The following is a 12243-nucleotide window of genomic DNA, read 5'->3' as shown; positions in this document are numbered from 1 at the left end:
GGGTGCAGCGTACGGCGGAAGGGCGGCGGGGCGGGGTCAGCCGGTCGGCGCGGTCGACGTCTCGGGGGCCGGGTCTGCGTCGTAGTCCCACGTGTCCGCATGTCCGTCGACCGTCACGGTGATGGTGATCTTCGTGGGGATGCCCGGCAGGAGTGCCCTGTCCGGGACGACCGACGTCGTCGTGTAGGCGGCGCCGTCGGCGTCGGTCGTGCTCCCGTTGAACCGGACCTCGTAGGTGGGGGTCAGCGTCCCGTTCGCCGGTGCGCGCACGCTGAGCGCTTGCCCTTCCGTCTTTGTCAGCACGGTCGGCTCGGTCAGCACAGGCGTCGCCGGGTCGGCGGCGGTGGAGGCAGGACCGCAGTAGCTGTTGCCGGGTCCACGACATCCTTGGACCTGGACAGCCGTCCCCACGCCGTAGCCGAGCGCGGCCGTCGGTCCCGAGGGCAGGTCGCGCCAGCCGTCGCCCGCGTCGTACCGCACCAGGTAGTGGTCCGCGCGGCCCTTCTGCACCCCTCGAGGAGTCACGGACAGCTGGTACACGCCCTTGGCGGTCTCAGTCACCTGCACGGAGGGCGTGTTGGCCTGTCCGGGCTGCTCGTAGCTCGTCACCGATGACGTCGGCCGGCTGACACTGCAGAAGCCGAAGCTGTTGGACGCCACGACCACGTAACTGGTCGTGCTGCCGTCTTCCGCGTTGCCGTCGCGGAGGGTGCCGCCACCGGAGCCGGTGCTGTCGACCTGTTGGCCGCCGCTGATCGGGCCGCACGAGACCTGGCCGCTGACACGCACGAGCGCGTACGACTGGATCGGCGCACCTTGGCCGTCGGACTTCGAGTAGTCGACGCTCACGACGGTGCGGCCAGAGGATCCGTCGACGTTCGGGGTCCCCACCGAAACGGCCGTCGGTACGCCGACCGCGCTGCCGCTCGCCGACGCCGAGTTCCACTGCACCACCGTGCCGTTGCGATCTGCTCCGTTCCGCGCCGAGATCTTCACGGTGTACGGACTGCCGCTCTGGGCTCCGGAGAACGAGGTGTTCGTCGCGGTGCCGGTGTTACGGGTGTCGGACAGCCCCGGGCCCTCGATCGTCACGACGTAGTTGTCGACCGCGCTGCCCCGGTTCGGAGCGGCGACGGCGCTCCACTTGACGTCGAGCTGGTTGGGCGTCGACGCGTTCGGCGTGACGGTGATGCCCTTCGGCGGCGCCGGCACGAAGTCCGCACTGATCGGAGCGGAGCTGCCCGACGGCTTCGAGTCGCCGATCGCGTTGGTGGCGACAACCTGGAAACGGTAGGACGCCTTCGGGTCGAGCCCGGTCAGCGTGCAGACGGTCGCGGTGCCGCAGTTCTTCGAGACGCCGTTCGTGCCCGTCACGCGGTACCCGGTGATCGGCGAGTTGTTCCCCTGCGGCGTCGACCACGTGAGCGTGGCCTGGCCGCCGTCGTACGAGCCGGTGCGGGTCGGTGTGCCCGGTGCGTCGGGGACGTCCTGCACGGAGACTGTGACGTCGCCCCACACGTACCGGTCCGGGTCGTTCGTGGCGTCCGCGACCTGGTACTGCAGGTGGGCGTCGACGGGCTTCGCGTTGTCGGAGACCCGGACCTGCAGGCGGGAGCGGTCGGCGCTCGGCGTCACCGAGACACCGCTCGGCAGCCCGCCGGAGAGCCCGCGGATGTTCACGACGCGCAGCCGCTCACCGGGGAACGGGTTGGTCGGCTGGTCGTTCGTCAGGACGTCGATGGTCGTGGTCGCACCACGCTTGGTGATCGACCTGTCGGCGCCGGGTTGCACGAGCGGCCGGGTGGACGCCACCACGCCGACGGTCACGGTGCCGGCACGTCCGGCGTTGGCGTCGTCCTGTACGCCGATGCCGATCGACGCCGTCGTGTTCTTCTTCGCGGTGTCCGGCACGGCGATGGTCAGCTGCTGGCCGGAGATCGTCGCGGTGGCACCGCTGGTCGGCCTGCTCACCACGGAGTAGCGCAGCTCCGGCAGGTCCTTCGGGTACGGGTAGTCGGTGAGCTTGGTCAGGTCGACGGTCCGGGTCTCGCCCGGCTGCATCTCGACCGCCGACCCGGTGAACGCCGGCGGCTGGTTCGACCGCGGTGTCACGGTGACCGGCAGCACGAGGGTCGCGACGCGGCCCTTGCCCCCGTTCGCCGCGGAGCCGTCGGTGACCTCGAACGAGATGGACGCGTTGCCGTAGTAGAGCTTCGACGAGGTGAACTGCAGCGTCGACGAGTCCACGACCAGGCTCTGACCGTTCGCGTGCGTCGCCTTCACCGTGCCGCGGTCAGTGATCTTCGCCGTCTGGCCGTTCGCGGTCACGACGTAGTCCTCGAGCGGGATGCGGACCGTGGCCTCGCTCTTCACGGTGACGGCACCGGCCGAGCGGTTGATCTGCGGCAGGGCGTCGTCGAACCCGGGGACGTTGATGAAGCCGTAGGACACGATGTCGGGGTGGTCGACCCGTGCGACCGAGAACGGGATGACCTGGGACTCGTCGGTGAGCCGGACCGTGATCCGTCCGTCGTCGGTGAGCCGCGCGGTGTCGCCGTAGCCGTCCACGATCCCGACGCGCAGGTCGGCAGCGGTGCCCTCGGCGAAGAAGACGTTCTCGAGCACGTCGACGGTCACGCTCTCGCGCCGCAGGATGTCCTGGAGGTCCAGGGTGGTGTCGTCGACCTCGGGGCGGAGGGGCTGCGCGTCCGGGTCGACGGTGACGGTGAGGAACGCGGTGCTCGATCCCCCGCTCGCGTTCGCGACGGTGTAGAGCACGGCGTAGTCGCCCGACTTCGCGGTCTTCGGGGGTGTGACCCGGATCTGCCGCTTCCGCAGGATCTTCGCCGACACGTCGTCGGCGGTGGGCTCGGCCGCCGACACGGTGAGCTGGCCGCCCTCGGGGTCGGAGTCGTTCTGCAGCACCCGGACGGTCACCGACCCGCCGGGGCGGATGGTCACGTGGTCGGCCTCGGCGACGGGGTTCGACGCCTGTTCGGCCCGGGGCGCGATGCCCACGCGGACCGTGCCGGTGGCACGCGCGCCCAGGGCGTCGACCACGGTGTAGGTGAACTCGTCGGTGCCGGCCGAGTAGTCGCCCGCCTCGTAGGTCAGGGCGTCGGACGCGACGTCGGTGACGGAGCCCTTGTCCGGGTTCGACCCGACGCCGACGAGTTGCACGGAGTCGCCATCCGGGTCGACGCCGTTCAGCGGCACCGAGATCCGCACCGACGAACCGGCCACGACCCGGGCGGTCACGGTCTGCGGGACCGGCGGGTTGTTCGTCGCGGCGTCCCGCTCGCGCACCGAGATCGAGACGGCGGCGTCGGCGTACTGGCCGTCCGGACCCGCGACCCGGTAGACGGCGGTGTAGTTGCCGGGGGTCTTCGGCGCGAGGTAGCGCAGGTGGTCACCCGAGGCGAACAGCAGACCGCCGTCGCCGGGCACGTTCTGCACGAGCTCGGGCTCAAGAGTGAGGGGTTCACCCTCGGGCTGGGTGTCGTTGTCGAGCACGTCGATGTTCGCGACGTCGCCGACCCGGACGGTCGCACTGTCGGGCTGGGCGACGGGCGGCTGGATCCGGTCCGGCTTGGGGATCTCGACGACGGTGATCGTGCCGGTGGACGACGCGAGGCCGTTCGTCTCGGTGTAGCCGAACGACACCGGCCCGTCGAGCGGTGCGGTCAGCGTGACGCGCACGGTGTGTTGGTCGAGGATGCTCGCCTGGACGCCGCTGCCCCGCTCGGGTCCGTCGAGGGCGGTGACGAGCAGCACCCCGCCCGCGGGGTCGATGTCGGTCGCGGTGACGTCGGTGTCCTTGCTCGAGAGCGTGTTGACGAAGACCGTCTTCGGGGTCGTGATGGGCGCGGTCGAGGCGTCCGGCGGGGCGAGGATCGTGACGCGCACGATGCCGCTCGACGTCTTCACACCGTCGGTGACGGTGTACTCGAGCTGGTGGTCGCCGGCACTCGCACCCTGCACCCGGAAGGTACCGGCGTCGTAGCTCGGGGTGACCGTCAGCCCGGCCGACGACGACACGCTCGTGAGGGTCACGGTGCCGTTGCCGCCCCGGACGTGGTCGAGCGGCTCGACCGTGAGGGCCTTGCCTGCGTAGCCCTGCACTGGGAACGGGTCGGCACGCAGCGGCACACTCCCCTGCTTCGCCACGCGCACGGTCACCGAGCCGCGGCCGTCGGCGCGTCCGTCGCTCACGACGAGCTGCACGGCACGGTCGCCCGTCCGGCCGCTGTCCGCGCGGAAGTCGAGCAGGCCGTCCGGGGTGGTCGACACCCGGTCGCCGTCCGAGGCGGTCGCGGACTTCAGGTACACCGGGTCGCCGTCCGGGTCGACCCAGTCGCCGAGCACGCTGCTGACGACGTGGCCGTTCTGCACCACGTCCGCGGACGTGTCGCGCACCTGCCGCGGGGCCTCGTTCTGCGATTCCGGCCGCACCGTGACACGGACGGTCCCGGTGTCCGACCCGCCGTTGCCGTCGGTGATCGTGTACGGGAAGGTCACGGTGCCGGTCGCGCGCGACGACAGCGTCACCTGCAGCCGTTGGCCGTCGGCGACGATGGCGACCCGGCCGGCGGACTCAGAGATGGACCCGACCTCGCTCACGATGATCGGGTCACCGTTCGGGTCGTAGTCGTTGAGCAGGACCGGGAGGCTCGTGGTGCGTCCCGGACGAGCGCCCAGGTCGTCGTCCACCGCCACCGGAGGCTTCTGGTCCTTGTCCACCTCGGGGTCGTCGTCGGAGACCTGCTCCTGCTGCTGCTCGTCGTCCTGCTTGATGAGGTCGGCCCAGTTGTCGATGAGCTGGCCACTGCGGTCGATCGCCCACGAACGACCGCTCGAGGGGTCGTTGGCGACGACGGTCTGCCCGTTGTGCAGGATCTGCATCGTGCTCGTCCCACCGGTGCTCGCGAGCCGCTGGAGCGCGGTGCCGTCGCAGGTGTCGATCGCCTGACCACCGGCCCAGGCCGCGTAGGTGCAGGACCCGTCGACGTAGGGGCGCGCCGCGCGCCCGGAGACCTGGAGCGCGGTGGCGTCGACGGATCCCGAGGCACTGACCCGGACGAGTCCGGCGGTGCCCGCGACGGTGACGTCGGACGAGGTGTCCGACGATCGCTGGAGCGCGGGTGACGCGCCGACCCGGTCCCCCAGCTCCACGGTGCGGCCGTCGATCGACAGCGCGCCGCTGGTGCGGTCGAGCACGGCCAGGTGGCCGTCGAAGGTCGCGACCTGGAAGTCGTCGGTGCGGTCCATGTCGACCTTCCACCGTTGGTCGACGGACAGCGTCGACCCGACGTCGACGAGCGATGCCGTGCCGGTCTTCGCCGAGTACACCGCGACGTGTCCGTCCGACGCGTCGAAGACGGTGTCCGCCCCGAGCGTCAGGTCGGCCTTGGTCGAGGCGTCGAACTCGGCGAGGTCGGCCGCGGGCGTCGCCCACAGCTCGCCGGTGTCCTGGTTGCCGATCACCGCGGTGTCCCCCGCGAAGAAGACCTGCGGTGTCCCCGCGGGCAAGGTCACGGCATCGCCGACGGTGGCGTCGGCGACGTCGACCTTGGCCACGGTCCCCTTGGTCTGGTCGACGCTGTAGACCATGGACCCGCGCTGCAGCACGGACAGGTCGTCGCTCGCGGTCTCGACGGCGGTGTTCAGCTGGAGGACCCCGGTGTTGGCCCGTCCGACCGCTCCGTACTCGGCGGAAGGCACCCACACGGTGCCGTCCCCGAGGTCGACGCGCTGCGTGTGGTACCCGGTCGAGACGATCGCGGTCGTCGCGACGACCGCGGCGACCAGGACGGAGACCCCGGTCGTGACGGCGGCGGATCGGTGCTTCGCGACGAGCGCGCGGATCACCCGGTGCTCCCGACGGTCGCGCACTTCTGCGCGCTCGCTGCACCGGTCTTGCCGTCGCGGTTGACCGCGACGGAGATGCACTCCTCGTCGCCGCGCTGCCCGGAGACGACGAACGTGGTGCCGGTCTGCTGGCTGGACGCGCCGTTCGACGAGATGACGTAGGTGTCACCGCTCTGCAGACCCGGGTCCGCCCACGAGAACGACACCGCCTGCGCTGAGGGCTGTGCGCGGACGTCCACCACCACGGGGATCGCCCCGGCGCCGAGCCGCCCGACGACGACCACGGTCGCGATCGCGAGGGCGGCGACCACGACGACGGCGAGGGACGTCGCCCAGACGAGCGTCGACCGGGTGCGTCGTCGCGCACGGGTGACCGATCCGGTGCGGTGGACGGTGCCGACGCTCTGCGAACCACCGGCGACGACGCCGCCCTGGACCGCGCGACGGGTGCGGCGGCGGGCGCCGACCCGCGACGGCGGCTGGAGCTCACGGATCATGGTCCGGTCGCCCTCCGGGGTCGGGGTCGCGATGGCCCACGCCTCGACCGCGACGTCGGCCGCGGTCTGCGGGATCCCGAGCTCGGCCTCGACCTGCTGGAACCCGCGCACGAGTTCGAGCACGGTCGTCGGGCGCGACGGCACCTTGCGGGACAGCGCGGTGGCGAGCAGGCGCTCGAGCGACGGTGGGACGTCGGTCCGACCGGTGGGTTTGACGCCGCCCTTGTCGATCCGGCTCATCAGGTCGCTCGCACCGTTCTTGCCGCCCCGGACCTCGAACGGGCTGCGGCCGGCGAGCAGGGAGTACACGGTGGCGGCGAGGGAGTACACCTCGGACTGGATCGTGCCCCGGGACTCGTCGATCAGGACCTCGGGCGCCGACCACGGGATCGACATGCCGATGGGCTCGTCCGGGTCCGTCCCGCCGATGGTCGCAGCGATGCCGAAGTCGGACAGCACGGGGTTGCCGTAGGCCGTGAGCAGGATGTTCGACGGCTTGATGTCACGGTGGAGCACGCCTTCGCGGTGCGCGGTCTCGAGGGCGGACCCGATCCGGACACCGATCGAGAGCACCTCGGACACCGGGATCGGCTCACGCCGGTACCGCTCGCTGAGCGACGAGGAGCACAGCTCCATCACGAGGTACGGACGGCCGTCGGCCGCGACGCTCGCCTGGAACACCGTCAGGATCGACGGGTGGGTGCTGAGCCGGGCCATCAGGTTGGCCTCGGCCTGGAACATCTGGCGGACGCGGTCGTCGACGACCTCGTCGAGCAGGACCTTCACCGCGACCTGACGCCGCGGCATGTCCTGTTCGTAGAGGAAGACGTCAGCGAAGCCACCGGAACCGAGGACGTGCACGGGGCTGAACCCGCCGATCACGGGCGGGTTGGACGGCAGGCGACGCGCCATCGCCATCTCCTCCCCGGCCGAGCGGCCAACTCTCTCGTCGTGGCACAGTCATTGTACGAAGCGCCGGTGACCGTCGATCCGCACACCGACCGCCTGTGGACGGGCGCACTCCCCCAGTTCGGGGGGTCGTGCGCCGGCGGTCAGTGCCGCGGCAGGGTGTCCTCGAGGTCGCCGTCGTCCGGGGCGGCGTCGACCTGGAGCACCACGACGGTGACGTTGTCGCGTCCCCCGGCGACGACCGCGTCGCCGACGAGGCGTTCGGCGAGCCCCTGCGCACCGGCTTCCCGCGCCGCGATGCGCGCGATGCCGGCGTCGCCGAGCTCCTTCGTCAGGCCGTCGGAGCAGACGATGTACCGGTCGCCCGCGCGGAGCGGCAGGGTCCACCAGTCGGGCGCCGGCGGTTCGCCGAAGCCGACCGCGCGGGTGATGACGTTGCTGTCCGGGTGCTGTTCGGCGTCCTCGGCCCGCAGCAACCCGGCGTCGACCATCTCCTGCACCACGGAGTGGTCCACGGTGACGCGGCGCAGCACGCCGTCCTCGATCCGGTAGGTCCGGGAGTCGCCGACGTTGAAGACGAGCGCCGCCGGCTGTCCGAGCGACGCGACCAGGGCGATGCCGGTGACGGTCGTGCCCGCTCCGATCGCGTTGCCGCCGGCTGCACGCTCGATGTCGGCCGTGGCGAGCAGCAGCGCGCGCTGGATGCCCTGCCGCGTGGTGAAGGGCTCCTGCGTCACCTGCTCGAGTCGACGCACGACGGCGTCGCTCGCGCGGTCGCCGGCGAGGTGTCCGCCCATGCCGTCGGCGACGACGAAGAACGGCGCCCCGACGATGTAGCTGTCCTCGTTGTGGTCACGGCGACGACCGACGTCGGTCGCGGCTCCCCACGAGAGCGTCAGGGTGGCGCCGTCGGCACCGGGGACGTCGATGGCGTGCGCAGTGGCTGCTCGGCCGAGTTCGGTCACGTTTCAGGATCGCTCTCTGGGGGTTCGGGGCGTGCCGTGTGCTGTCTGGTCGGTGGGCCACGGGGGAACCGGTGGGAACCCGTCCGCCGTCGGTGCGACCCGGAGGTACGGCGAGAGGACCTCGATGGCGTTGCCGTCACCGACCTCGACTACCGTACCCGTCAGCGCGACGATCGACGCACCCGATGCCATGCGGTACACCGGCGCGCCGGCCGGTCGGACGACGGTGCCGTTCGTGGACCGCAGGTCCTGCACCACCACGGCTTCGCCCTCGGCGTGGATGCGGACGTGCGAGGACGACACCTGCCCGTTGGCGGACCGCACCGTCACGAGTTCCGGTTCGGGGCCGCTGGTGATCCGCGGCAGCGACGGACGCCGTCCGATGACGACCGGGTGGTCCAGACGGAAGGTGCGGTCGCCGATGCGGATCGACGGCACGCGCGCCGCGGGCGCGGCAGGGACGGACGGGAGGCCCGTGGCGGTGCCGGCGGGCACGCTCGGTCCGACGGCGCTCCGGACACGGGCGCGGACGACCGTGTCCTCCGGGTCGGCTCCGTCGTCGGCAGGCTCGTCGGCACGGTCGCCGACCGGTTCGGACTGCACTGTGGGCGGTCGGATGACGGTGTCGCCGAGCACGTCGTCGAAGCGATCGCCGCCACCGGCACCGCGGGGTCGCCGGATGACGGTGTTCTCGATGTCGTCGTCGCGCAACCGGAGCCCTTCGGATGTGGTGTCCTCCACCGTAGACGATCCGGTCGACCCGCCACACCGCGCCGACGGCCGTCCGCATCGGTCACGATCGGTGCCGGGCACGACGGGGACCGGCCCACGTCGGCGCGCTGCCGGCCAGGACCGAGCGCAGGACCAACCCGGCGAGCGGGTCGTCGGCACGGGTCTCGAGGGCGTAGCGCGCCCGAGTCTCGGCGCGGGCCGACGACCCGAGCGCCCACGCGCACCAGGCTCCGAGTGCGAGCGCACCGGCGGCTCCGGCCGTACTGTCCACCTGACGACCCTCGGCGCACCAGACCCGCCAGGCCTCGGCACAACGGTCGCCGGCCGTGCGCAGGCGAGCGCGGTCCGGTCCCGGTCCGCTGCCGTGCAACGCCGGCGGCGTCGGGTCGTCGAACGGGTCGAACCCCCGGATGGCCCGCGGATCCGGCTGGTCTCGGCTGGCGAGGAACGGGATGAGCGCCATGCGGGTGGACAGCGCACCGCAGGCGGTGACGATCGCGATCGCGCCGACGCGGGAGTCCGCGCCGACGCCGGACGTGACCAGCGCTGCGGCCGCTGCCGGGAGGGTGACCGCCGCCGCGATCTCGCGAGGGAACCGGACTGCGGTGTGGTCGGGGGTGTGTGCCGTCAAGGGGATCATGCACGCCATCGAAGCCTGATCCGGGCCTCCAGTCAGGCACGAACCGACCACCTGTGGACAGCAGCGCCCCGGCCCATCCTGTGGAGGACGGACCGGGGCGATGGTCAGGCGGTGGCGGGTTCCAGGCTCTCGGCGACCAGGTCCCAGCCGGAGTCGCTGCGTTCGACCACGACGCCGTGCGCGGCGGCCCAGTCGACCAGGTCGTCCATGGTCGCGACGACCGCTCCGGTGCGCGCGAGCAGCGCGACCAGTCGGCCCTTGGCGGTCTTGTTCCAGTGGTTCAACGCCCGCCGCCGACCGGAGCCGTCGATGCTCACGACGCGCGGGGCGACCGCGTCCGGGACGGGACCGAGCTGCCGGTAGCCCTCGGACCGGAGATCGAGCACCAGGCCGTCCGCCCGTGCGACCAGGACCCGGGACGAGGCTGCGGGCCAGTGCGACGCCAGCCGGACCGTCCCGAGCCGGGAGTCGTGCGACAGGCGGTACGCCGGGATCAGGTCACCAGCACCGATCGGTCCGAACATGGCCGACTGCACGACCACGTGGTCGTGCCACCACGCCCGCGTCGACGCGTCAGCGGTCTGCGCGCCGAGGGGGTCGTAGAGCACCCCTGTGTACCGCTCGATCGCCGGCATCGTGCCCGACGTGTCGAGCTCGAGGTTGCGGAACCGTTCGGCGATCGACTTCGGGCCGAGCTTCAGAGCCGTCCTGGCCGAGGACTCCTCGGAACTGACAGAGCGGGCCGCGGTGATCACCGCGGCCCGCTCTTCGGCCAGTTCCGGGAACGAGAGTGCACGCAGATCGAGCGTGCGGCTCGTGTCCCCACCCTCCCGCTTCGTCTCCGAAGGCGGGAGGAGGACGGTCAGTCCGGTCAGGACGCCAGCGCGGCCTGCCGCGCGACGATCGTCACCGTGTCGTGCTCCACCGACAGGAAGCCGTCTTCGGCGTCGACCGCGACGGTCGACCCATCGGCCCGCGTGATGCGGACCTGACCCTGCGCGAGGATCGCGAGCATCGGCTCGTGTCCTGCGAGGATGCCGATCTGGCCCTCTGTCGTGCGTGCGACGACCATGGTGGTGTCGCCCGACCAGACCTCACGGTCGGCCGAGACGACGCTCACGCTGAGACCCGCCATGTCAGCGGTTCTCCTTCTGGATCTGTGCCCACTTCTCTTCCACGTCGTTGATGCCACCGACGTTGAAGAACGCCTGCGTCGCAACGTGGTCGAACTCGCCGTCGGCGATGGCGCGGAAGGACTCGATGGTGTCCTTGAGCGGCACCGTGGAGCCCTCGACGCCCGTGAACTTCTTCGCCATGTACGTGTTCTGCGAGAGGAACTGCTGGATACGACGAGCACGCTCGACCGTGATCTTGTCCTCTTCGGAGAGCTCGTCGACACCGAGGATGGCGATGATCTCCTGCAGCTCCTTGTTCTTCTGGAGGATCTGCTTGACGCGCGTGGCCGTCTCGTAGTGGTCGGCACCCAGGTACCGCGGGTCCATGATCCGCGACGTCGAGGTCAGCGGGTCGATCGCGGGGTACAGACCCTGCGACGCGATCTCACGCGAGAGCTCGGTGGTCGCGTCGAGGTGCGCGAACGTGGTGGCCGGAGCCGGGTCGGTGTAGTCGTCAGCCGGCACGTAGATCGCCTGCAGCGAGGTGATCGAGTGACCACGCGTCGAGGTGATGCGCTCCTGGAGCACACCCATCTCGTCGGCGAGGTTGGGCTGGTAGCCCACGGCGGACGGCATGCGACCGAGCAGCGTCGAGACCTCGGAGCCGGCCTGCGTGAAGCGGAAGATGTTGTCGATGAAGAGGAGCACGTCCTGCTTCTGGACATCGCGGAAGTACTCCGCCATCGTCAGCGCCGACAGGGCCACGCGGAGACGCGTTCCCGGCGGCTCGTCCATCTGGCCGAACACGAGGGCCGTCTTGTCGAAGACCCCCGCCTCTTCCATCTCACCGATGAGGTCGTTGCCCTCACGGGTACGCTCACCGACACCGGCGAACACCGACACACCGCCGTGGTCCTGCGCAACGCGCTGGATCATCTCCTGGATGAGGACCGTCTTGCCGACGCCCGCACCACCGAAGAGGCCGATCTTGCCACCCTGCACGTACGGGGTGAGGAGGTCGATGGACTTGATGCCGGTCTCGAACATCGAGGTCTTCGACTCGAGCTGGTCGAAGGCCGGGGCCTTGCGGTGGATCGGCCAGCGCTCGGTGATCTCGAGCTTCTCGTCCGTGTTGAGCACGTTCCCGAGGACGTCGAAGACCTTGCCCTTGGTGACGTCGCCGACGGGGACCGAGATCGGAGCGCCCGAGTCACGGACCTCCTGGCCACGGACCAGGCCGTCGGTCGGCTTCAGGGAGATGGCACGGACCAGGTCGTCGCCCAGGTGCTGGGCGACCTCGAGGCCGATCTCCTGCGACGAGTCACCGATGGTGATGGTCGTGAACAGGAGGTTGTACATCTCCGGGATTGCGTCGTGGGGGAACTCGATGTCGACGACGGGACCCGTGACACGGGCGATCCGGCCGACACCGGGCGCCGACGACGTCTCGACCGCGGTGGTTGCGGTGTCGGTCATGGCTGGTGCCTTCCTGAGGGTGGGTATCTGTCCGCGAACGA

At 70.9% G+C, this 12243-nt stretch carries 8 protein-coding genes; all 8 read right to left on the bottom strand.

The genetic code is table 11. From position 1 onward, the window contains the following. Positions 1–36 precede the first annotated feature (36 nt). Positions 37–5892, bottom strand: a complete 5856-nt coding sequence (locus tag ABH929_RS11290; protein ID WP_404561304.1) for an Ig-like domain-containing protein — start codon at positions 5890–5892, stop codon at positions 37–39. After that, positions 5865–7277 carry a serine/threonine-protein kinase gene (locus ABH929_RS11285; RefSeq protein ID WP_404561303.1) on the bottom strand — a complete coding sequence of 471 codons (1413 nt, stop codon included), beginning with the start codon at positions 7275–7277 and terminating at the stop codon, positions 5865–5867. Before ABH929_RS11285 ends, ABH929_RS11290 begins: the two co-directional genes overlap by 28 nt. 140 nt (positions 7278–7417) lie before the next feature. Further along, entirely contained in the window at positions 7418–8239 is an 822-nt protein-coding gene (locus ABH929_RS11280; protein WP_123294286.1) for a PP2C family serine/threonine-protein phosphatase, read from the bottom strand. Positions 8240–8242: 3 nt separating this feature from the next. Beyond that, positions 8243–8980 (bottom strand): FHA domain-containing protein, encoded by a 738-nt coding sequence (locus ABH929_RS11275; RefSeq protein WP_404561302.1) that lies wholly within the window; start codon positions 8978–8980, stop codon positions 8243–8245. Between the two features lie 52 nt (positions 8981–9032). After that, complete coding sequence (locus tag ABH929_RS11270; protein WP_404561301.1) at positions 9033–9611, bottom strand: hypothetical protein; 579 nt, start codon at positions 9609–9611, stop codon at positions 9033–9035. Positions 9612–9715: 104 nt separating this feature from the next. Beyond that, positions 9716–10477, bottom strand: coding sequence for a YaaA family protein (locus ABH929_RS11265; protein ID WP_404561357.1), 762 nt, complete (start codon positions 10475–10477; stop codon positions 9716–9718). Between the two features lie 5 nt (positions 10478–10482). Next, entirely contained in the window at positions 10483–10746 is a 264-nt protein-coding gene (locus ABH929_RS11260) for a F0F1 ATP synthase subunit epsilon (protein ID WP_027465776.1), read from the bottom strand. Between the two features lies 1 nt (position 10747). Next, positions 10748–12202, bottom strand: a complete 1455-nt coding sequence (atpD, locus tag ABH929_RS11255) for a F0F1 ATP synthase subunit beta (RefSeq protein WP_065959250.1) — start codon at positions 12200–12202, stop codon at positions 10748–10750. Positions 12203–12243 lie beyond the last annotated feature (41 nt).

It is taken from the genome of Curtobacterium sp. AB7 (assembly GCF_044909335.1).
In the GTDB taxonomy this organism is placed as follows: Bacteria; Actinomycetota; Actinomycetes; order Actinomycetales; family Microbacteriaceae; genus Curtobacterium.
This window is presented reverse-complemented; position numbering and strand designations above follow the sequence as displayed.

Excerpts from the sequence above, each read along its gene's own strand:
- ABH929_RS11285 (WP_404561303.1), bottom strand. The coding sequence starts at position 7,277 with ATGGCGCGTCGCCTGCCGTCCAACCCGCCCGTGATCGGCGGGTTCAGC.
- ABH929_RS11270 (WP_404561301.1), bottom strand. The coding sequence starts at position 9,611 with ATGATCCCCTTGACGGCACACACCCCCGACCACACCGCAGTCCGGTTC.
- ABH929_RS11260 (WP_027465776.1), bottom strand. The coding sequence starts at position 10,746 with ATGGCGGGTCTCAGCGTGAGCGTCGTCTCGGCCGACCGTGAGGTCTGG.
- atpD (WP_065959250.1), bottom strand. The coding sequence starts at position 12,202 with ATGACCGACACCGCAACCACCGCGGTCGAGACGTCGTCGGCGCCCGGT.